This window comes from Aquabacterium sp., from assembly GCF_044226965.1.
In the GTDB taxonomy this organism is placed as follows: Bacteria; Pseudomonadota; Gammaproteobacteria; order Burkholderiales; family Burkholderiaceae_C; genus Pseudaquabacterium.
Map to the genome: position 1 here is coordinate 17100 of NZ_JBGAGA010000010.1, position 20322 is coordinate 37421.

At 72.8% G+C, this 20322-nt stretch carries 19 protein-coding genes; 14 read left to right on the top strand and 5 right to left on the bottom strand.

The window, feature by feature from the left end; translation table 11 throughout:
* Position 1: 1 nt before the first annotated feature.
* The gene (locus ACILR4_RS06615; RefSeq protein ID WP_395700049.1) at positions 2-1342 is read right to left on the bottom strand and encodes an HDOD domain-containing protein; all 1341 of its coding nucleotides are present in this window, start codon (positions 1340-1342) and stop codon (positions 2-4) included.
* A 178-nt stretch (positions 1343-1520) separates the two neighbouring features.
* Here ACILR4_RS06615 and ACILR4_RS06620 point away from each other — a divergent pair, with 178 nt between their 5' ends.
* Genes ACILR4_RS06620 through fabG form a run of 11 tightly spaced genes read left to right on the top strand, consistent with a single transcriptional unit; the run spans position 1521 to position 11044 of the window.
* Positions 1521-1817: a phosphopantetheine-binding protein gene (locus tag ACILR4_RS06620; protein WP_395700050.1), complete on the top strand. Its 297-nt coding sequence runs from the start codon at positions 1521-1523 to the stop codon at positions 1815-1817.
* Between the two features lie 15 nt (positions 1818-1832).
* Complete coding sequence (locus tag ACILR4_RS06625) at positions 1833-2462, top strand: hypothetical protein (RefSeq protein ID WP_395700051.1); 630 nt, start codon at positions 1833-1835, stop codon at positions 2460-2462.
* Positions 2459-3862 carry an AMP-binding protein gene (locus tag ACILR4_RS06630; protein ID WP_395700052.1) on the top strand — a complete coding sequence of 468 codons (1404 nt, stop codon included), beginning with the start codon at positions 2459-2461 and terminating at the stop codon, positions 3860-3862. Before ACILR4_RS06625 ends, ACILR4_RS06630 begins: the two co-directional genes overlap by 4 nt.
* Entirely contained in the window at positions 3862-4164 is a 303-nt protein-coding gene (locus tag ACILR4_RS06635) for a 3-hydroxyacyl-ACP dehydratase (RefSeq protein WP_395700053.1), read from the top strand. Before ACILR4_RS06630 ends, ACILR4_RS06635 begins: the two co-directional genes overlap by 1 nt.
* The gene (locus ACILR4_RS06640; RefSeq protein ID WP_395700054.1) at positions 4161-5120 is read left to right on the top strand and encodes an acyl-CoA synthetase; all 960 of its coding nucleotides are present in this window, start codon (positions 4161-4163) and stop codon (positions 5118-5120) included. Before ACILR4_RS06635 ends, ACILR4_RS06640 begins: the two co-directional genes overlap by 4 nt.
* Positions 5110-5715 carry an outer membrane lipoprotein carrier protein LolA gene (locus ACILR4_RS06645; RefSeq protein WP_395700055.1) on the top strand — a complete coding sequence of 202 codons (606 nt, stop codon included), beginning with the start codon at positions 5110-5112 and terminating at the stop codon, positions 5713-5715. The genes ACILR4_RS06640 and ACILR4_RS06645 overlap by 11 nt, the downstream gene beginning before the upstream one ends.
* On the top strand, positions 5712-8138 hold the full coding sequence (locus tag ACILR4_RS06650) for an MMPL family transporter (protein ID WP_395700056.1): 2427 nt from the start codon (positions 5712-5714) through the stop codon (positions 8136-8138). Before ACILR4_RS06645 ends, ACILR4_RS06650 begins: the two co-directional genes overlap by 4 nt.
* The gene (locus ACILR4_RS06655) at positions 8135-9022 is read left to right on the top strand and encodes a polysaccharide deacetylase family protein (protein ID WP_395700057.1); all 888 of its coding nucleotides are present in this window, start codon (positions 8135-8137) and stop codon (positions 9020-9022) included. Before ACILR4_RS06650 ends, ACILR4_RS06655 begins: the two co-directional genes overlap by 4 nt.
* Before the next feature lie 20 nt (positions 9023-9042).
* A complete protein-coding gene (locus tag ACILR4_RS06660; protein WP_395700058.1) occupies positions 9043-9825 on the top strand; it encodes a methyltransferase domain-containing protein in 783 nt (260 codons plus the stop codon).
* Entirely contained in the window at positions 9822-10298 is a 477-nt protein-coding gene (locus tag ACILR4_RS06665; RefSeq protein ID WP_395700059.1) for a hydroxymyristoyl-ACP dehydratase, read from the top strand. Before ACILR4_RS06660 ends, ACILR4_RS06665 begins: the two co-directional genes overlap by 4 nt.
* 14 nt (positions 10299-10312) lie before the next feature.
* Positions 10313-11044, top strand: a complete 732-nt coding sequence (gene fabG, locus ACILR4_RS06670) for a 3-oxoacyl-ACP reductase FabG (protein WP_395700132.1) — start codon at positions 10313-10315, stop codon at positions 11042-11044.
* Between the two features lie 21 nt (positions 11045-11065).
* Here the strand turns inward: fabG and ACILR4_RS06675 are convergent, their stop codons facing one another.
* From ACILR4_RS06675 to ACILR4_RS06690, 4 genes are read right to left on the bottom strand one after another with little or no spacing between them, the layout of a single operon-like run.
* On the bottom strand, positions 11066-11851 hold the full coding sequence (locus tag ACILR4_RS06675) for a glycosyltransferase family 2 protein (RefSeq protein WP_395700060.1): 786 nt from the start codon (positions 11849-11851) through the stop codon (positions 11066-11068).
* On the bottom strand, positions 11848-12648 hold the full coding sequence (locus tag ACILR4_RS06680) for a lysophospholipid acyltransferase family protein (RefSeq protein WP_395700061.1): 801 nt from the start codon (positions 12646-12648) through the stop codon (positions 11848-11850). The genes ACILR4_RS06675 and ACILR4_RS06680 overlap by 4 nt, the downstream gene beginning before the upstream one ends.
* Positions 12645-13490 (bottom strand): MipA/OmpV family protein, encoded by an 846-nt coding sequence (locus tag ACILR4_RS06685; protein WP_395700062.1) that lies wholly within the window; start codon positions 13488-13490, stop codon positions 12645-12647. Before ACILR4_RS06685 ends, ACILR4_RS06680 begins: the two co-directional genes overlap by 4 nt.
* Positions 13487-14434: a hypothetical protein gene (locus tag ACILR4_RS06690; RefSeq protein WP_395700063.1), complete on the bottom strand. Its 948-nt coding sequence runs from the start codon at positions 14432-14434 to the stop codon at positions 13487-13489. Before ACILR4_RS06690 ends, ACILR4_RS06685 begins: the two co-directional genes overlap by 4 nt.
* 198 nt (positions 14435-14632) lie before the next feature.
* Here ACILR4_RS06690 and ACILR4_RS06695 point away from each other — a divergent pair, with 198 nt between their 5' ends.
* The 3 genes from ACILR4_RS06695 to ACILR4_RS06705 all read left to right on the top strand — a co-directional run bounded on the left by ACILR4_RS06695 (position 14633) and on the right by ACILR4_RS06705 (position 20285).
* The gene (locus ACILR4_RS06695) at positions 14633-16978 is read left to right on the top strand and encodes a Tex family protein (protein ID WP_395700064.1); all 2346 of its coding nucleotides are present in this window, start codon (positions 14633-14635) and stop codon (positions 16976-16978) included.
* Positions 16979-17040: 62 nt separating this feature from the next.
* Entirely contained in the window at positions 17041-19194 is a 2154-nt protein-coding gene (locus ACILR4_RS06700; protein ID WP_395700065.1) for a TonB-dependent receptor plug domain-containing protein, read from the top strand.
* A gap of 20 nt (positions 19195-19214) precedes the next feature.
* Complete coding sequence (locus tag ACILR4_RS06705) at positions 19215-20285, top strand: patatin-like phospholipase family protein (RefSeq protein ID WP_395700066.1); 1071 nt, start codon at positions 19215-19217, stop codon at positions 20283-20285.
* The last annotated feature ends 37 nt before the right edge of the window (positions 20286-20322 follow it).

Below are 20322 nucleotides of genomic sequence, written 5' to 3' on the forward strand. Positions count from 1 at the left end.
ACTACTTCTCGGCCGGCGGCGGCGTGGTGCCGAAGGCCCAGGCGCGGGTCGACTGCGCCATCACGGCCTGAAGGCCGCCGAAGGCTTCGGCCAGCGGTGCGGCTTCTTCGAGGTCGCTTTCGTCCAGCACCTCGGCCAGCGCCAGGTAGGCGCACCACGGACCCTGGCGCTCCAGCAAAGCCAGTGCGGCCTGCGGGTGCAGCTGCAGCGCGGCCAGCGCGTCGGGCAGGGGGGTCTGCAGCAGCAGCGGCAGCATCGAAGCCAGGCCCAGCGTGAACAGCGCACCGGGCTGCGGCTCGCCTCGCGCTTCAGCCAGCAGTTCAAAGAAGCGGGCGCGGGCCAGCGCCATCGCCTGCAGCGCGGCCGAGGCCGGGCGCGCGGGCGCCTGGCGCACCAGCAGCACGCTGACCCAGCGGTAGAGCTCGTTGCGGCCCAGCAGCGCCACGGCCTGCTCGATCGACCCGAGCTCGCCACTGGCACACACCGCCGCGCTGTTGAGCTGGCGCAGCAGGCGGTAGCTCAGGCTCACGTCGGCCTTGATCGCGGCCACCAGGTCGGGCGTGTCGGCATCGCGCGCCAGCTGGTTCATCAACTTCAGCAGGCGCTGGGTCTGCGGCGTCAGCGGGCGTGCCTCGGGCGGCTCGGCGCGGCTGTCGATGTGGCAGCAGGCCAGGCGCACGCCAGCCCGCAGCGCGGCTTCGAGCGCCTCGATGCCGGGCAGGTCCAGCGCGATCAGCGGCAGGCCGCCCGGGTTTGCGCGCAGCGCGGCCACCAGGGCGGCGGCATCCAGTCCCGCGGTCGGCAGCACCTGGAAATCGGGTGCCGGCAGCACGGTGCCCACCCGGCTGCCGGCGCGCCAGCCCAGCTGCGCGCCCGCGGCGCGCCAGGCCTGCAGGCGCGGCAGCAGGGCAGTCAGTTCGGCGGGCTGCACGTCGTCGTCGTTCAGCGCCAGGAACATGTTCGCCTGCATGCTCTCGTGGCCCGTGGCATGCAGCAGCCAGGCCGCCGGCACTTCCCCGTAGGCCGCCTGGCCGTTCTGGGCGCAGGTGCGCATCGCCCCCAGCAGGCTGCCGATGCTGGCCGCCGCGGCGGCACTGTCGCCCCGGCCGCGCAGGCGGCGCAGCATGCCGTCGCCGAGGCGGAATTCGAAGCCGGCGATCTGGCCGCGCGGGCCGATCAAGGGCCGGTGCGCGCCCACCGGCACGCTGCGGCGCGCGTCGGGCGGCACGCTGGCAGGCCCGCCGGCGGCTGCGGCGCCCGGGCGCGACCGCACGCTGCCGCGCGGCGGCGGCGCCAGGGGCCTTGCGCGGCCGAGCAGGCGGTCGAACCAGGAGGCAAGCATGCGGGCGAGGCTACGCCGCTGCGGCGGCCGCGGTCTGCGAAAAAGCGCGCCAAATCAGGGGCAACCCGGAGCTTCGGTGCGCGGCCGGCGTGCCACGGTCCTCACTTGCGGGGGCGGCGACAGCGAGTCGACAACTACAATGGAAGGCTTGCCTGAACCTCGAAAACGCCTGGAAACCATGTCCCTGACCGCATCGTCGCCCACGCCAGATGCCGCGCCGAGCGCGCTCGAAGCCGAACTGGCGGTCCTGCTGGTCGAAGCGCTGAACCTCGACGTGGCCCCGGCCAGCATCGACCCCACGGCGCAGCTGTATGGCGAGGGCCTGGGCCTGGATTCGATCGACATCCTCGAGCTGGCGCTGGAGGTGTCCCGGCGCTATGGCTTCCAGCTGCGCTCGGACGACGAGAACAACCACCTGATCTTCCAGTCGCTGCGCACGCTGGCCGCCCATGTGGCCGCGCACCGCACCACCTGACGCGAGGCGGTGGCGGTGAGCCTGCGCATCACGCTGGGCCTGCTGGCGGTGGCGCTGTATGCGCTGGCCTCGCACTGGCTGATGGTGCATGCCGCCGACCGGCCCTGGGCGGTGGCCGCGCTGTTCGGCCCGCTGCTGCTGCCGGTGCTGGCGCTGGCCTGGCGCCGCGGCCAGGCCTTGCTGCTGGGCGTGTGCGCGCTGCTGGCCATGGGCCTGGTGTGGATCGTCTCGCAGGGCGGGCTGGGTAATGTACGGCGGCTGTACCTGGCCCAGCATGCCGGCGTGCACCTCGCGCTGGGGCTGAGCTTCCTGGCCAGCCTGCGCGGCGAGGGCGAGGCGCTGATCACGCAGATGGCGCGCCGCGTGCACGTGCTGACGCCGGCCATGCAGGCCTACACCGTGCGGGTCACGCGGCTGTGGGTCGGCTACTTCCTCGGCATGGTCCTGCTCTCGGTCGGCGTCTACGCGCTGCTGCCCTGGGAGGCCTGGTCGCTGCTGGCCAACGTGCTGACGCCGCTGCTGATCGGCGTGGTCTTCGTCGGTGAGCACTGGGCGCGCTACCGGCTGCACCCGGAGTTCGACCGCATCACGCTGGCGCAGATGGTGCAGTCCGTGCGCCACCCTTCCGGTGGCGCGGCGCGATGATGGTGGCCGGCACCTCGCCCCTGCTGGCCCCGCGTGACCTGGCCGCTCCTTTTGCGTGGCATCACGGGCGGCCGATCAGCGGCCACCGCTACCTGGCCGATGTGGCGGCGCTGGCCGCGCGCCTGCCGGCGGGCGCAGCGGTGATCAACCTGTGCCTCGACCGCTACCGCTTCGCCGTGGCGCTGGGGGCCGCGCTGCAGGCCGGCCGCACCAGCCTGCTGCCGCCGAACGCGCGGCCCGAGACCCTGCAGCAGCTGCGCGCCGACCATCCCCGGCTGTGCGCGCTGGCCGACGATGCCGCGCTGCAGATCGACGGCGTGCCGGTGCTGCAGGTGCCGCCCGCGGCCGAAGGCGATGCGACGCCGGCCGGCAGCGTGCCGGCCATCGACGCGCAGCTGTGCGCCGCGTGCCTGCTGACCTCGGGCTCCACCGGCGTGCCGCAGCCGCACCGCCGGCTGTGGGACGAGATCCGGCTCAGCGTGCAGGGCGCGACGCAGCGGCTGACCGAGACCCTCGGCCTGCCCTCGCTCGCCGGCCTGACGATCGTCGCCACCGTGCCGCCGCAGCACAGCTACGGGCTCGAATCCAGCGTGCTGCTGGCAATGCTGGGCGGCGCGGCCATCGACAGCGGCCGACCCTTCTACCCGGCCGACATCGCTGCCGCACTGGCCGCGGTGCCGCGGCCGCGCGCGCTGGTGACCACGCCGTTCCACCTGAAGGCGCTGCTCTCGGCCGGGCTGGCGCTGCCGCCGGTGGACGTGCTGCTGAGCGCGACCGCGCCGCTGTCGCCGCAACTGGCGCGCCAGGCCGAGCAGACGCTGGGCGGGCAGCTGATCGAGATCTACGGCTGCACCGAGGCCGGCCAGGTCGCCAGCCGTCGCACGGTCGAGAGCGAGGTGTGGTGCACCTTCGGCGAGATGCGCATCGCGCGGCTGGACCCGGGCGGCGGCGAGCCGGACCAGGACGAATGCTTCGTCGTGCAGGGCGGCCCGGTGCGCGAACCCACCCGCCTGGCCGACGTGCTGAAGCTCGAGGACGCGCGCCGCTTCCGGCTCTACGGCCGCGCCAACGACCTGATCCACGTGGCTGGCCGGCGCAGCTCGCTGGGCCACCTGAACTATCACCTGAACAGCCTGGAGGGGGTGCAGGACGGCGCGTTCTGGCTGCCCGATGAAGTGCCCGACGGCGTGGTGCGGCCGGTGGCCTTCGTCGTCGCGCCGGAGCTGAGCGCCGAGCAGGTCATCGCCGGGCTGCGCAGCCGGCTCGAGCCGGTGTTCGTGCCGCGGCGCGTGGTGCATGTGGACGCGCTGCCGCGCGAAGCCACCGGCAAGCTCACCGCGCAGGCCCTGCGCGCGCTGGCGCTGGCCCGCCTGGGCCCGGGCGCGGCACGGGGGCGCTGATGACCGGGCCCTTGCACGGCGAGCGCCGCATTCCGCCGGACCATCCCGCCTTTGCCGGCCACTTCCCGGGCCAGCCGCTGCTGCCCGGCGTGCTGCTGCTGGCCGAGGTGGCCGAACTGCTGCGCGAGGCCGGCGCACCCGAGGCGGCGCTGCACTTCGGCGCGGCCAAGTTCCTGGCGCCGGTGGGTCCGGGCGCGCTGCTGCGCATCCATGTGCAGGCGCCTGCGGCCGGCGCCGGCACGCGCCGCTTCGAGATCCTGCAGGACGAGCGGCTGGTGGCCACCGGCACGGTGGGCGCATGACGATCGAGCCGATCCACGCTTCGGCCGACGAAGCGCGCAACGCGCCCGGCTGGACCGCCGAACGCGAGCGCAGCAATGCCGCCACCCTGCGCGTGATGTGCTGGATCGCGCTGCGCTGCGGCCGGCGCGTCGCACGCTGGGTGCTGTACCCCATCGCGCTGTACTTCGTGCTGTTCTCGCCGCGCGCGCGCCGCAACAGCCGGCGCTACCTGGACCGCGCGCTGGGCCGGCCGGCCGGCTGGTCCGACGGCTTCCGCCATGTGTTCAGCTTCGCGTCGACCATCCTCGACCGCGTGTACTTCCTGCGCCACGAAGACCAGGCGATCGAGGTCGAGGTGCAGGGCCACGCGCATGTCGAGGCCTGTCTGGACGAGGGGCGCGGCGCCTTCCTGATCGGCGCGCATGTCGGCAGCTTCGAGGCCTTGCGCGTCTCCGGCCGCCACCGCGAGAACGTCGAGCTCACGATGGTGATGTACCCGGACAACGCGCGGCTGATCAACGCTGCGCTGGCCGCCATCGCGCCCGACGCGAAGCCGCAGATCATCGCGCTCGGCCGGCCGGAGTCGATGCTGCAGATCCGCGACAAGCTCGCCGCCGGCGGGCTGGTCGGCATGCTGGGCGACCGCTGGGTGCCCGGCGAATCGGTGCGCACGCGGCCGGTGCCGCTGCCCTTCCTGGGCCGCGACGCGCTGTTCAGCGACGGGCCCTTCCGCCTGGCCGCGCTGCTGCGCCAGAAGATGATCTTCATGGTCGGGCTGTACTGCGGCGGCGCACGCTACCAGGTGCGCTTCGTGCCGCTGGCCGACTTCAGCGTGCGCGATGCCGATGCCGCCGCGCGCGAGCAGCGCATCCAGGCGGCGATGGCCGCGTATGCCGCGCTCCTAGAATCGCTGTGCCGTGAGATGCCCTACAACTGGTTCAACTTCCATGACTTCTGGCAGGAAGATGCGGACTGAGTTCGCATCGGCACGGCGGCGCTGCCTGGCTGTCGTGCTGGCGCTGATGGCCGGCAGTGGCCTGGCGGCGGCGGCCCCGCTGCAGCTGGACGAACTGATGACCCTGCTGGCCCAGGTGCGCAGCGGCGAGGCCCGCTTCACCGAACAGCGCATCGTCAAGGGGCTCGACGCGCCCTTGCTCAGCAGCGGCACGCTGAGTTTCGCGGCGCCCGACCGCTTCGCCCGCCGCACGCTGGAGCCGCGGCCGGAGAGCATGGTGGTCGAAGGGCCGATCGTCACGCTGACCAAGGGTGGCCGCAGCCGCAGCCTGGTGCTCGACGCGTCGCCGGAGACCGAAGCCATCGTCGAAGCGGTGCGCGGCACCCTGACCGGCAATGCGCAGACCCTGAAGGCGCATTTCAAGGTCGCCGTCAGCGGCAGCACCGACCAGTGGGCGCTGGAGCTGCAGCCGATCGAGCCGCGGCTGCAGGTGATGCTGGCCAGCGTGCGCATCGCCGGCCGCCGCGCCGAGGTGCGGACGGTGGAAATGCGCATGGCCGATGGCGACCGCTCGGTGATGAGCATCGAGCCGCTGTCCGCCGACAAGAAGCCGTGAAGCCGGCCGATCCGGCCGCGCCGCTCACCTGGCGCCGCCGCCTCGCGGCGCTGCTGCTGTGGCTGGCCGCGCTGGCGGCCGGCGCGGTGTTCATCGCGCACAGCCGCTTCTCGGCCGACCTGTCGGCCTTCCTGCCGGCGAGCCCCGACGCGCGCCAGCAGTTGCTGATCGAGCAGATCCAGAGCGGCGTCGCGTCGCGGACGCTGATGATGGCTGTGAGCGGCGGCGACGCCACGCAGCGCGCCGAGGCTTCGCGCCAGCTCGCGCAGGCCTTGCGCGCCGGCGGCGGCTTCGAGCAGGTGCACAACGGCGACATCGCGTTCTGGCAGACCAGCGGCGCCGGCGAATGGCTGTTCGCGCACCGCTACCACCTGAGCCCGGCGGTCGATGCGCGACGCTTCACGGTGGAAGGGCTGCGCGACGCCATCGACGACACCGTCTCGCTGCTCGGCACGCCGGCCGGTGCCGCGATCAAGCCGCTGCTGGAGACCGACCCCACCGGCGAGACGCGCCGCATCGTCGAGGCCATGCTGCCGCCCGAAGCGCCGCGCAGCGAGCAGGGCGTGTGGGTCTCGCGCACGGCGCCGCGCGCGGTGCTGCTGGCGCAGGCCAGGGTGGCCGGTGGCGACCTCGACGGGCAGGCGGCGCTGCTGGCCTCGGTGCACGCGGCCTTCGACCAGGTGCGGCGCCAGCCAGGCCTGGGCGCACTGCAGCTGCAGATCAGCGGTCCGCCGGTGTTCGCGGTGGACAGCCGCGCGCAGATCGAGCGCGAGGTCAAGCAACTGGCCATCGTCGGCACGGTGCTGATGGGCGCGGTGCTGCTGGCCGCCTTCGCCTCGCTGCCGGCGCTGGGCGTGGCCTTCGTGCCGGTGGCCAGCGGCGTGGTCGGCGGCATCGTCGCGGTGAGCCTGGGCTTCGGCACGGTGCACGGCATCACGCTGGGCTTCGGCAGCACCTTGATCGGCGAGGCCGTGGACTATGCGATCTATTACCTGATCCAGGCGCGCGGCGCCGCACGGCCCGGCACCGGCTGGCGCCAGTGGCGCGCGGCTTCGTGGCCGACGGTGCGGCTGGGGCTGCTGACCTCGGTCTGTGGGTTTGCGGCGCTGGTGTTCTCGGGCTTTCCAGGCCTGGCGCAGCTGGGTGTCTTCTCGCTGGTCGGCCTGCTGACGGCGGCATTGGTCACCCGCTGGGTGCTGCCGGCGCTGATGCCCGATGGTGCCGCCGGCCTGGGCCTGCGCCGCTGGCTGGGCCAGCATGCGGCGGCACTGGCCGCGCGCCTGCCGGCGCTGCGGCGGCCGCTGTGGGCCATCAGCCTCGTCGTGCTGGCGGGCCTGCTGTGGCAGCACGACCGACTCTGGCGCGGCGACCTGGCCTCGCTGAGCCCGGTGCCGCGGGCGGCGATGGCGCTGGACGCCGAACTGCGCGCCGACCTTGCGGCCAGCGACGCGCGCACGCTGGTGGTGGTGCAGGGCGCCGACGAGCAGGCCGCGCTGCGTGCGGCCGAGGCCGCCGGCAGCAGGCTCGACGCGCTGGTCGAGCAGGGCCGCATCGCCGGATACGACAGCCCCGCGCGCTGGCTGCCCAGCCTGGCCACGCAGCAGGCACGGCTGGCGGCACTGCCCGATGCGCAGACGCTGCGCGAACGCCTGGCCCAGGCCACCGCCGGCGGGCCGCTGAAGGCCGAGCGGCTCGCGCCCTTCATCGACCAGGTGCAGCAGGCGCGCACGCGGCCGCCGGTCGACCGCGCCGCGCTGCGGGGCAGCCCGCTGGCGCCGCTGGTCGATGCGCTGCTGTTCCAGCGCCCGGGCGGCGGCTGGAGCGCGATGCTTTCGCTGCAGCCGGGCCGGCAGGCGATGGCCCCGGCGGCCCTGCGCGCGGCGCTGCAGGACGTGCCCGGCCTGCAGGTGGTGGACATCAAGCAGGAACTCGACAGCCTGTACCAGCGCTACCTGCGCGAGGCCTTGTGGCAGTCGCTGCTCGGCGCGCTGGCGGTTGTCGCGCTGCTGGCCTTCTCGCTGCGTTCGTGGCGGCGGCTGCTGGCGGTGTGCCAGCCGCTGGCGCTGGCGGTGCTGCTGACGCTGGGCGGCCTGGCGCTGGCGCAGGTGCCGCTGGGCATCCTGCACCTGGTGGGGCTGCTGCTGGTGGTGGCGGTGGGCTCGAACTACGCGCTGTTCTTCGACCAGATCAGCCACCAGGGCGGGGCCGATGCCGACACGCTGGCCTCGCTGGTGCTGGCCAACGGCACCACCGTGCTGTCGTTCGGGCTGATCGCGCTGTCGCACATCCCGGCGCTGTCGGCCATCGGCCAGGTGGTGGCGCCTGGCGCGCTGCTGGCGCTGCTGCTGTCGGCCACCTTCGTCGGCTGGCATGCCGGGGTGCCCATGGGAGAATCCGCGCCCGCCGAGGAGCCCCTGTCTTGACCGCCCGCGCCACCACCGCCGTCACGCCTGCGCGCAGCAGCGCGCCGCTGAGCCTGTTCCTGCGTGCGACGGTGGCCGTGCATGCCCTGCTGCTGCCGGCGCTGCTGATCTGGCCCGCGCAATGGCGCTGGGCGCTGGCGGCCCTGGTGCTCAACCACGGCCTGATCACGCTGGGCGGGCTGTGGCCGCGCGCCGGCTGGCTGGGCCCGAACCTGACGCGGCTGCCGCCGGCCGCAGCCGCGCGCGGCGAGGTGGCGCTGACCATCGACGACGGGCCCGATCCGGCGGTGACGCCGGCGGTGCTGCGGCTGCTGAAGGCGCATGAGGCCCGCGCCACCTTCTTCTGCATCGCGCAGCGCGCGGCCGAGCACCCCTCGCTGGTGGCCGACATCGTCGCCCAGGGCCACAGCGTGCAGAACCACAGCCTGCGGCACCGGCACACCTTCTCGTTCCTCGGGCCGCGTGGCTTCCTGGCCGAGATCAGCGAGGCGCAGCGCCTGCTCGGCGGCTTGACCGGTGAAGCACCGCGCTTCTTCCGTGCGCCGGCCGGCCTGCGCAACCCGTTCCTGCAGCCGGTGCTGCAGCGCCTGGGCCTGCAGCTGACGAGCTGGACGCGGCGTGGCTTTGATACCCGCGAGGTCGATGCCGAACGCGTGCTCGAACGCCTGACGCGGGGCCTGGCCGGCGGCGACATCCTGCTGCTGCACGACGGCCATGCCGCGCGCAACTCGCAGGGCCAGCCGGTGGTGCTGCAGGTGCTGCCGGCGCTGCTGGCGCGTATCCGCCAGCAGGGACTGCATTGCGTGACCCTGCCCGAGGCGATGGCCGACCCGCTGCCGGGCTCCTCGGTGTTCCTGCCGCTGCAGGCCTCGCCCGAGGCCTGATTGCCGTTCGACTCGTGACGATGACTTTGCCTGCTAGCGTTTCCCCGAGCACCGCGCTGCCGCAGCGCACGGCCGCCACCGACGCCGCCTGGCGCGCGCTGCACGAGGCGGCCTGCGCGCCGTACCGGCAGTCCGGCCGCTTCGCCTGGCATTTCGCGCGCGGCAAGCTCGGGCGCGACCCGGTGTTCCGCAACCTGCTGGAGCGCGGCCAGCTGCCGGCGCAGGGCCACGTGGTCGACATCGGCTGCGGCCAGGGCCTGCTGGCCAGCCTGATGGCGTCGATCGATGCGATGCATGCGCAGGGCCGCTGGCCGGCCCACTGGCCTGCGCCGCCGCTGGGCAACCGCTACACCGGCATCGAGCTGATGCCGCGCGACGTGGCCCGCGCCGAGACGGCGCTGGCCGGCCTGGTGCCCAAGCCCGGCTTCGTCTGTGGCGACATGCGCGAGGTGCCGCTGCCGCCCTGCGACGCGGTGGTGATCCTCGACGTGCTGCACTACGTCGACCATGCGGCGCAGGCCGCGCTGCTGAAGCGCGTGGCGCAGGCCCTGCGGCCGGGCGGCCGGCTGCTGCTGCGCGTGGGCGATGCCGACAGCCGGCGCGGCTTCGTGATCAGCCAGTGGGTCGACCGCATCGTCACGATGGTGCGCGGCCACCGTGTGCCGCCCACCTATGGCCGCCCGCTGCGCGCCTGGGTGGCGCTGCTGCAGCAGCAGGGCTTCCGCGTGGAGCCGCTGCCGATGAGCCAGGGCACGCCCTTCGCCAACGTGCTGCTGGTGGCCGAACGGGGGGATAGCGCGTGAAGACGCCGGCCACGCTGGACCGGGCCGGCATCGCCGCACGCATTCCGCATGCCGGCCGCATGTGCCTGCTGGACGCGATGCTGCACTGGGACCACGAGCGCATCGCCTGCGAGACCGACAGTCACCGCGCGGCCGACAACCCGCTGCGCAGCCGCAGCGGCCTGCAGGCGGCCTGCGCGATCGAGTACGCGGCGCAAGCCATGGCCTTGCACGGCGCGCTGGTGGCGCCGGCCGGCGCGGGTCCGCAGGCCGGCTACCTGGCCAGCGTGCGCGGCGTGAAGCTGGCGGTGGCGCGGCTGGACGAACTGCCCGGCCCGCTGCAGGTGCGGGCGCAGCGGCTGGCCGGCGACGAGCGCCAGGTGATGTACGCCTTCGAGCTGGACTGTGCGCCGCTGGGCCGCATTGCCGAAGGGCGCGCGACGGTGGTGCTGAACACGCCGCTGCCGGCGGCGTCGACGGAGGCGAGGGCATGACGACGGCTTCTTCCCTGCCGCTGGCCGGCAAGCGCGCGCTGGTCACCGGCGCCAGTGGCGCACTGGGCAGCGCCATCGCACGCCGGCTGGCCACCGATGGCGCGCAGCTGCTGCTGCACGCCAGCTCGCGGCCCGAGGCCATCGAGCAGCTGGCCGCCGAGCTGCGCGCCGCCGGCGCCGGTGCCGAGTGCCACGTGTTCGACGTGGCCGATGCCGCCGCCGCGCAGGCGGCCTGCGAGCGCATGCTGGCGGCCGGCGCGGTGCAGGTGATCGTCAACAACGCCGGCGTGCACGACGACGCGGTGTTCCCCGGCATGCGCGCCGCACAGTGGCACCGGGTCATCGATGTCTCGCTGCACGGCTTCTTCCACGTCACCCAGCCGCTGCTGCTGCCGATGCTGCGCACGCGCTGGGGCCGCATCGTCAACATCTCGTCGGTGGCGGCGCTGATGGGCAACCGCGGCCAGGTGAACTACGCCGCGGCCAAGGGCGCGCTGAACAGCGCGACCAAGGCGCTGTCGCTGGAGGTGGCCAGCCGCGGCGTGACGGTGAACGCGGTGGCACCCGGCATCATCGCCTCGCCGATGGCCGACGGCAGCTTCGACGCCGCGGCCATCGCGCAGCTGGTGCCGGCCAAGCGCGCCGGGCGGCCTGAGGAGGTGGCCGACCTGGTCGGCTTCCTTGCCGGGCCGCAGGCCGCCTACATCAGCGGCCAGGTCATCGCGATCAACGGCGGCATGTGCTGACCGCGCCGGCCGGCGAAGCGCTCAGCGCTGGAACGGCGGCCGCCGCAGCAGGCGCTTGATCAGCAGCAGTGGCAGCCGCAGGATGAACTCCAGCACCAGGCGGGTGTGCATCCACGTCAATAGCGCGTTATCGCGTCCGTACTTGAAGTGCGAGACGCCGCCGTCCTCGGGCCGCGGGTAGATCACCGGCGCATCCACGTTCATCGGCTTCACGCCGCGCCAGGCCAGGCGCACCACCGCCTCGGTGTCGAAGTCGAAGCGGCGCATCCAGGGCTGGCGCTCCATCACCGCGACCAGGTCCTTGATCGGGTAGACGCGGAAGCCGAACAGCGAATCGCCGATGCCGGCGCCCAGCGTCTCGAGGTTGGTCCAGGCGTTGGACACGCGGCGGCCGCGCACGCGCAGCAGCGGTGCGCTGGCGTCGAACACCGGCTTGCCCAGCACCATGGCCTCGGGCCGCTCGCGCGAGCGCTGCATGAAGCCCGGGATCAGCGCGGCCGGGTGCTGGCCGTCGGCATCCATCGTCAGCGCGTGGGTGAAGCCGGCGGCCTGCGCGGCGCGCAGCCCGTGCAGCACGGCCGCACCCTTGCCCTGGTTCTGCGGCAGCTGGAACACGCGCAGGCCGCTGTCGGCGGCCATCTCGCGCGCCAGCGCCTCACCCGAGCCGTCGGTGCTGCCGTCGATCACCACCCACACCGGGTTCCATTGGGCGCGTGCGGCGCGCACGGTCTGCGCCAGCAGCCGGCCGGTGTTGTAGCTGGGGATCAGCACCAGGTGGGTGCTGGAAGGGCGTTGCGGCGCGTTCATCGGCGCACGCCGGCGGCGAAGTAGGCCTCGAGCTCCTTCAGCAGCGCGTCGGGGTCGGGCGAGGGTTCGAAGCGCTGGCCCATGCGCACGGTGAAGACGATGGGCAACGGCGGCAGCTTCCACAGCGGCCAACCCTTGCCGAGGTAGGGGCTGTGGGTGTCGATGAACACGGTCTGGATCGGGGCCTTGGCCAGCTTGGCCATCAGCGTGACGCCGGGTCGGAACGGGTTGATCGGCGACTGCACCGTGCGCGTGCCCTCGGGGAACACCACCAGCTGCCCGCCTGCCTTCAGGTCGTTGACGGCCAGGCGCACCATCGTCAGCGGCGAGGCGTTGCTGACATAGCGTGCCAGCTTGGCGCCGGCGCCGAGGAACACGTTGCCCAGCAGGCTGGCCTTCATGATGCAGGCGGCACGCGGCAGGCGGGCCACCAGCATCAGCGCATCGAGCATGCTGGGGTGGTTGGCCACGACGATCAGCCCGCGCTCGTCGCGCAGCGCGTCCAGCACGCCGGCTTCGAGCCGGAGCATCCCGGTGACCGCCGCAATCGCCCAGAACAGCCGGTAGCCGTAGGCGATGCCGGCGCGGCCGATGGCCCGGCCGCGCGCCTGCGGCAGCAGCGGGTACAGCAGCGCGGCGATCAGGTTCCACGCCAGCGACATCAGGCCCAGCAGCAGCAGCAGCAGGTACAGCAGCAGCGTGGCCGGCAGCACCAGCGGCCAGGGCAGGGGCCGCGAACCGCGCCGCGGGCCGGGGCCGTCTGCGCGGTCGGCCGAGGGGCTGCGCGTCGGCTTCATTCTTCGTTGACGCTCACACGCTGGTCGGAACGGGCCAGGACCCAGGATACCGCGACACCCACCGACCACTGGCTGTGCTGCCGCACCAGCGGGCTGTCGGCAAAGCGGGCCCCGGAAAGCTGGTCGAACTTGATGAAGCCGCCGAGCCAGCGCTGGCCGTCGCGCTGCGACACCGCGGCCAGCAGCGTGCTGCCGCCGTAGCCGCCGGGGGCCGCGTAGGCCGGGCGCTGCGCGGTGGCGTAGGCCGGGGCCACCTCGTAGAAGTAGCTGTGCAGGCGGCGGTCGCCGAACACCGGGCCGCCGAGCAGGCCGATGTGCCAGGGCCCCTGGCGCAGGTCGAGGTTCAGGTTCGGCGTGCTGATCCAGCCGGCCAGGCGCGGCTGCGAGCCGACCGTGATCGCCGCCCGCACCGGCAGCCGCAGGTCCAGCTTCCAGTCGCGGCCGCGGCCCAGCGTCCAGTTCAGGTTGGGGCCGATTTCCACCGTGGGCTTCAGGTCCGGCATGCCTTCGCGCGCGCGGTTGTCGCGGCTGCGCGTGGGCGCGCTGGCCGACGCGCTCAGGTCGAGCTCGAAGCGCTCGGCATCGAGCAGCAGCGCTCGCGCGCCGTCGCGGTCGGCCTTGAAGATCTTGCCGCGGTAGACGATGTAGGGCACCGGCAGCAGCCAGGTGTGCGACTGGTCGGAGCCGCGGTAGTGCGGCAGCTGCAGCACACCGGCGCCGAGGCCCAGCTCCCACAGCGGGCGATCCACCGTGCGTGGCGCCGGCTTCTCTTCCGCCGCCTGCAGCCCGGTGGCGGCCAGGGCGGCCACCAGGCCGCCGCTGACGAAGGCGAGGCGGCTCATCGCAGCTGCCCTTCGCAGCGGGCCCAGGCCTCGATCTCGACCAGCAGGTCGGCGCGGCAGATGTCGGCTTCGAGGAACAGCGCGTGGCGCAGCAGCGGCGCCTCGGCGCCCAGCGCGCGCTGCAGCGCTTCGCGCAGGGCCGGGGCGTCTGCGGCGTGGCGCACGTACACGGTGGGCCGCAGGTCTTCGAGGCGCAGGCCGGTGGCGCCGCGGCGGGCCGCGCCATCGATCACCGCGCGCAGGTTGCGCAGCGTCTCCTGCAGCTGCGCCTGCACGTCGCCCGCATGCAGCGTGGCATGGCCGACGATGCTGGCCGTGCCCGAGACCAGCAGCAGGAGTTGCCCGTCGCCGGCATCGGCCAGCACTGCGCGCGAGAAGCTCGGCGCGCGCGGGCCGTATTGCGCGGGGTAGTGGTAGGCCGAGACCTGGCGCGGGTTCTCGATCGGCACGGCCGGCGAGCGGGCGGCCAACACGCGCAGGCAGAACGGGCCGTGGTGCGAGCCCAGCGCGCAGGCGGCCGGCGCGCCTTCGAACGCGGCATGGCCGGCTTCGAGGAAGGCCTGCTGCCGGCCGGCGTTGAAGTGGCGGTAGCGCTCCAGCCCGGCCTGCTCGGCATTGATGTGCGGCAGGTAGTTCCACAGGCGCAGCGGATGGATGTAGCCGCTGCGGCGCAGGCAGGCGAAGAGATCGAGGTAGGCGCCCCGCACCACGCCGGCGAGGTCACCGTCGGCCGGTTCGTCGACTTCCATCGAGGCGTACAGCCAGCGGCCGTCGCAGCGCCATTGCAGCAGGCCTTCGCTGCCGGATTCGATGGGAGCGTGGCTCGACAGCCAGTTCTCTTGCGCCGGCTCGCCGCACAGGCGCTGCAGCGTCGGCGCCAGATCCCGGTGCCTTGCGATGCCCTGTGCTGCGGCATCGAGCAAGCCCGGCCTCGTGTGATTCATGCCTTGTCCTGTTCGTGGGGCGTCCGCCGCGTGCTCCCTCGGTGCCACGCGCGTGGCAGGGCGGCGCCTGTCGGGCGGCGATTATGCCGAAGCCACCCGTGCGCCGACCTGGCCCTTCGGAGGGATGCGCGGGGGTGGCCCTATGGCAAACTCGCGCGCCTTGTTTTCCTGCCGGCCCCTTTGTGCGGGCCTTTCCCCTTGGACAAGATTCTTCTGCAGATCGCGGCCGAACTGAAGGTCGCGCCGCGCCAGATCCAGGCCGCGGTCGAGTTGCTGGACGGTGGTGCCACGGTGCCCTTCATCGCCCGCTACCGCAAGGAGGTGACGGACGGCCTGGACGACATCCAGCTGCGCGAGCTGGAAGCGCGCCTGGGCTACCTGCGCGAGCTGGAAGAACGCCGCGCCGCGGTGCTCAAGAGCATCGACGAACAGGGCAAGCTGACGCCCGAGCTGCGGGCCGCCATCGAGGCGGTGCCCACCAAGCAGGAACTCGAGGACCTGTACCTGCCGTACAAGCCCAAGCGCCGGACCAAGGGCATGATCGCCCGCGAAGCCGGGCTCGAGCCGCTGGCCGACAAGCTGTTCGCCGACCCCTCGCTGGACCCGCAGGTCGAAGCCCAGGCCTTCCTCAACGCCGAGGCCGGTTTTGCCGACGCCTACGCGGTGCTCGACGGCGTGCGCGACCTGCTGTCCGAGCGCTGGGCCGAGGACGCCGCGCTGGTGGGCAAGCTGCGCGAATGGCTGTGGGCCGAAGGGCGCTTCGCCTCCAAGCTGGTCGAGGGCAAGGACGTCAACCATCCGGACATCGCGAAGTTCCGCGACTACTTCGACTACGACGAGCCGATCCGCACCGTGCCCTCGCACCGCGCGCTGGCGGTGTTCCGCGGCCGCACGCAGGAATGCCTGGATGCGAAGCTGGTGCTCGACGAAGAGCTGGTGCCCGGTCAACCGTCCCTGGCCGAAGGCCGCATCGCCGTGCACCTGGGCTGGCGCCATGCCAAGCGGCCGGCCGACGAGCTGATCCGCAAGACCATCGCCTGGACCTGGAAGGTCAAGCTCTCGCTGAGCCTGGAGCGCGACTTGTTCTCGCGCCTGCGCGAGGCGGCCGAGGCCACCGCGATCAAGGTGTTCGCCGAGAACCTGCGCGACCTGCTGCTGGCCGCGCCCGCCGGCAAGCGCGTGGTGATGGGCCTGGACCCCGGCATCCGCACCGGCGTGAAGGTGGCGGTGGTGTCCGACACCGGCAAGGTCCTGGGCACGCACACGGTGTACCCGCACGAGCCGAAGAATGATTGGGAAGGCTCGCTGCACACGCTGGGCCGCCTGGTCGCGACGCACGGCGTGAACCTGATCGCCATCGGCAACGGCACCGCCAGCCGCGAGACCGACAAGCTGGCAGCCGACCTGATCAAGCGCATCACCTCGCTCGCGCCCGAGCACAAGATCGAGAAGGTGGTCGTCAGCGAGGCCGGCGCCTCGGTGTACTCGGCCAGCGAGTACGCCAGCAAGGAGCTGCCCGAGCTCGACGTCAGCCTGCGCGGCGCGGTGTCGATCGCGCGGCGGCTGCAGGACCCGCTGGCCGAGCTGGTGAAGATCGAGCCCAAGAGCATCGGCGTCGGCCAGTACCAGCACGACGTGAACCAGAGCGAGCTGGCGCGCATGCTCGATGCGGTGGTGGAAGACTGCGTCAACAAGGTCGGCGTCGACCTCAACACCGCGTCGGCGCCGCTGCTGTCGCGCGTGTCCGGCCTGTCGGGTTCGGTGGCCGCGTCGATCGTGCGATGGCGTGACGCGCATGGCGCGTTCCGCAACCGCCAGCAGCTGCTGGACGTGGCCGGGCTCGGGCCCAAGACCTTCGAGCAGGCCGCCGGCTTCCTGCGCATCCGCGACGGTGACAACCCGCTGGACCTGTCCGGCGTGCACCCCGAGACCTACCCGGTGGTGCAGCGCGTGCTGGACAAGCTGCAGCGCCCGATCACCGAGGTGCTCGGCAAGGCCGACGTGATCCGCACGCTGAGGCCCGAGGCCTTTGCCGACGAGAAGTTCGGCGCCATCACCGTGAAGGACATCTTCGCCGAGCTCGAGAAGCCGGGCCGCGACCCGCGCCCGGACTTCAAGGTGGCGCGCTTCAACGACGGCGTGGAAGACGTCAAGGACCTGCAGCCGGGCATGGTGCTGGAAGGCACGGTCAGCAACGTCGCGCAGTTCGGCGCCTTCGTCGACCTGGGCGTGCACCAGGACGGCCTGGTGCACGTGAGCCAGCTGTCGAACAAGTTCGTCAACGATGCGCGCGAGGTGGTCAAGACCGGTGACATCGTCAAGGTCAAGGTGCTGGAAGTGGACCTGGCCCGCAAGCGCATCTCGCTGACGATGAAGCTCGACGCCCAGCCGGCCAAGGGGGGCGGTGGCGCACGCGGTGACAACGGCTTCCGCCCCGCCGGCCGCAACGAGCGCGCGGCCCCGGGCCAGCGCGGCGCGGCGCAGCCGGCCGGGCAGGGCGCGATGGCGGCGGCCTTCGCCAAGCTGCAGTCCGGCAAGCGTTGAGCCGGGCCATGCGGCGCGGCTCGCCCGGGCTTGCCGCGTCCTGCCTGGTCGCCGCCGCGCTGATGCCTAGCGCTGAAAAGGCGCGTGCACAAGCCGCCGAGGGCGGCACTGCCCAGCAGGTCGAGGTGACCGGCCGGTCCCAGCTGTCCGACACCGAGCAGCGCCGCCGCGAGCCGGTGGCCAAGACGGTCTACGGCCGCGATGAGCTGGACAAGTACGGCGACACCGCGGTCAGCGACGTGCTCAAGCGCCTGCCCGGCATCAACCTGCAGGGCGGCAGCCCGCGCTTGCGCGGCCTGGGCGCGGGCTACACGCTGGTGCTGATCAACGGCGAGCCGGCGCCGCCGGGCTTCTCGCTGGACAACCTGTCGCCCGCGCAGGTCGAGCGCATCGAGGTCACCAAGGGCCCGACCGCCGAACACAGTGCGCAGGCGGTGGGCGGCACCATCAACATCATCCTGCGCGAGCCGCCGCGCCAGCGCCAGCGCGAGCTGCGCGTCGGCCTGGCCTATGTCGCCACGCGACCCACGGGCTCGTTCAACGGCACCTATGGCGACCGCTTCGGGGCCTTGAGCGTGGTGCTACCCCTGTCGCTGTACCAATGGCGCGGGGCCGCCCGTTCCGAGGGCGAACGCTACGCGGCGGACGTGCAGCAGGCCCAGCTGCATGCGCGCACCGCGAACCAGGAGGCGAACTGGGGCGGCGGCTTCAACCTCGGCCCGCGGCTGAGCTGGAAGCTCAGCGACACCGACAGCTTGAACCTGCAGAGCTTCGTGCAGCGCGGCGACTTCCGCAATGCCGGCCAGACCGTCACCGAGGTGCTCCAGGGCACGCCGCCGATCAGCGTGAACGACCGTTACCTCAACCGCGGTTTCTGGCAGATGGGGCGGGTGAACCTGCAGCTGGTGCGGCGCTGGGCCGATGGCGCGCGGCTCGAGGCCAGGGCCGGCGTTCAGGCCTCGGCCAGCCACTACGACACGCAGACCGTCGGCCTCGATGCGGCCGGCATCCCGACACTGGACCGCCACGCCAGCGGCGACAACCGCGAGCGGGGCGCCAGCAGCAGCGGCAAGTGGACCCGGCCCTGGCGCGAGGACCACACCTTCGCGCTGGGCTGGGACATCGAGCAGCGGCGGCGGCGCGAGCTGCGCACGGTGATCGAGAACGGCCAGTCGCAGCTGATCGGCTTCGACGGCGAACCCTTCGAGGCCCGCATCGAACGCCAGGCCCTGTACGCGCAGGACGAGTGGAACATCGCGCCGCGCTGGTCCACCTACCTGGGCCTGCGCGGCGAGCGCCTGCGCACCACCAGCGGCGGCAGCAGCGACGCGTCGCGCAGCAGCAGCCAGGTGCTGACGCCGGTGCTGCACCTGAACCACAAGCTCGACGACAAGGGCCGCGACCTGGTCCGCGCCAGCCTCACGCGCAGCTACCGCGCGCCCGAGACCGGCGCGCTGCTGGCCCGGCCCAGCATCAATGCCAGCTACCCGCTGGACACCACCAACCCCGAGATCGCGCCGGACCGCATCGGCAACCCGGCGCTGAAGCCCGAGCTGGCCACCGGCCTGGACATCGCGTTCGAGAAGTACTTCAGCGCCGGCGGGCTGATCAGCATCGGCGCCTTCCACCGCCGCATCGACGGGCTGATCCGCCAGCAGGTCACGTTGGAGCAGGTGGCCTGGGCCAGCGCGCCGCGCTGGGTGTCGCGGCCGGTGAACCTGCGCCGTGCCAGCAGCAGCGGGTTGGAGATCGAGCTCAAGGGCCGGGCCGGCGAGCTGTTGCCGGACTGGTTCGACCCGGCGCTGGCGCTGGATGTGCGGGCCTCGGCCAGCCTCTACCGCTCGCGCGTCGACGACATCCCTGGCCCGGACAACCGGCTCGAAGGCCAGCAGCCCTGGTCGATGACCCTCGGCTTCGACCACAAGCCCAAGGCATGGCCGCTCACTTACGGTGCCAGCTTCGCGTACACGCCGTCCTACCGTACCCAGCAGACGGTGGCGCAGTTGCAGGCCCAGGGGGTCACGCGCACGCTGGATGCCTACCTGCTGTGGGCCTTCGACCGCCAGACCACGCTGCGGCTGGCCGCCAACAACCTGCGGCCCTTGGATACCATCGGGCGCACCACGCTGCCCGATGACGGCGTGATCCGTCAGGACAGCCAAACTCGACGCCACGGCCGGACCAGTTTCCAGGCCTCGTGGACCCTGAAGTTCTGAGCAACCCACGCCCGCCGCCGATGCAAGCCCTGCAGGTCCACGCCGGAGCCCGTGCGCGCCAGCGCTTGCGCGAAGCAGGCCTGCGCCCGTCCGATGTGCGCGTCGTCGCCGGCGCGGCAGGGGGGCCCAAGGGCCTGGTGCTGAACCCGCTGGACCAGCTGCTGTTCGGCCACTGGCTCGCGGCCAGCCCGCAGAGCGTGCACCTGGTGGGCGCCTCGATCGGAGCATGGCGCCTGGCCTGCGCGACGATGGACGATCCCGAAGCCGCACTCGAGCGCCTGGCGCACGACTACATCCATCAGCAGTACGACGCCGTGCCCGGCCGGGGTAGCCTGGCCGCACAGATGTCGGCTATCTTCTCTGCGCGGCTGAACGAGCACTTCGCGGGCCGCGAGGCGCAGGTGCTCGGCCACCCGCGCTACCGCCTGCATGTGTTCACCAGCCTCGGCCGCGGGCTGTTGAAGCGCGAGGGCCGGCTGCGCACGCCGCTGGGCTACCTGGGTGCCTTCACCACCAACCTGGTCAGCCGCAAGGCCATGGGCGGCTGGCTGGAACGGGTGATCTTCTCGGACCCGCGCGAGCCCTTGCCCTTTCACCTGCACGACTACCGCACGCACCAGGTGCCGCTGGACGCGCAGAACCTCTCGCCCGCCGTGCTGGCCAGTTGCTCGATCCCGTTCCTGCTGGCCGCGGTGCACGACATCCCCGGGGGCCCGCGCGGCGCCTACTGGGACGGCGGCATCACCGACTACCACCTGCACCTGGATTACGCGTCGATGGCCGACGGCCTGGTGCTGTACCCCCACTTCCAGCGCCACCTGGTGCCGGGCTGGCTGGACAAGGCGCTGAAGCACCGGCACCGCGCCAGCGAGCGCCTGTCCAACGTGGTGGTGCTGGCGCCCAACCCCGAATGGGTGAAGACGCTGCCCAACGCCAAGCTGCCCGATCGCAGCGACTTCAAGGCCTACGGCAGCGACCATGCGGCCCGCATGCAGGCCTGGCGCAGCGCGCTGGTGCAAAGCCGGCAATTGGCCGACGAGTTCGCCGAACTCGCGCAGCGGCCGTCGATCGAGGCGATGCCACTGAGCTGATCGTTCTTCGGCGCCGCGCATCCGATTCGGGCGGGCC

Coding starts and splice junctions, on each gene's coding strand:
- ACILR4_RS06685 (WP_395700062.1), bottom strand. CDS start 13,490: ATGAGCCGCCTCGCCTTCGTCAGCGGCGGCCTGGTGGCCGCCCTGGCC.
- ACILR4_RS06635 (WP_395700053.1), top strand. CDS start 3,862: ATGACCGGGCCCTTGCACGGCGAGCGCCGCATTCCGCCGGACCATCCC.
- ACILR4_RS06700 (WP_395700065.1), top strand. CDS start 17,041: ATGCCTAGCGCTGAAAAGGCGCGTGCACAAGCCGCCGAGGGCGGCACT.
- ACILR4_RS06675 (WP_395700060.1), bottom strand. CDS start 11,851: ATGAACGCGCCGCAACGCCCTTCCAGCACCCACCTGGTGCTGATCCCC.
- ACILR4_RS06680 (WP_395700061.1), bottom strand. CDS start 12,648: ATGAAGCCGACGCGCAGCCCCTCGGCCGACCGCGCAGACGGCCCCGGC.
- ACILR4_RS06620 (WP_395700050.1), top strand. CDS start 1,521: ATGTCCCTGACCGCATCGTCGCCCACGCCAGATGCCGCGCCGAGCGCG.
- ACILR4_RS06630 (WP_395700052.1), top strand. CDS start 2,459: ATGATGGTGGCCGGCACCTCGCCCCTGCTGGCCCCGCGTGACCTGGCC.
- ACILR4_RS06690 (WP_395700063.1), bottom strand. CDS start 14,434: ATGAATCACACGAGGCCGGGCTTGCTCGATGCCGCAGCACAGGGCATC.
- ACILR4_RS06615 (WP_395700049.1), bottom strand. CDS start 1,342: ATGCTTGCCTCCTGGTTCGACCGCCTGCTCGGCCGCGCAAGGCCCCTG.
- ACILR4_RS06640 (WP_395700054.1), top strand. CDS start 4,161: ATGACGATCGAGCCGATCCACGCTTCGGCCGACGAAGCGCGCAACGCG.
- ACILR4_RS06705 (WP_395700066.1), top strand. CDS start 19,215: ATGCAAGCCCTGCAGGTCCACGCCGGAGCCCGTGCGCGCCAGCGCTTG.
- ACILR4_RS06645 (WP_395700055.1), top strand. CDS start 5,110: ATGCGGACTGAGTTCGCATCGGCACGGCGGCGCTGCCTGGCTGTCGTG.
- ACILR4_RS06660 (WP_395700058.1), top strand. CDS start 9,043: ATGACTTTGCCTGCTAGCGTTTCCCCGAGCACCGCGCTGCCGCAGCGC.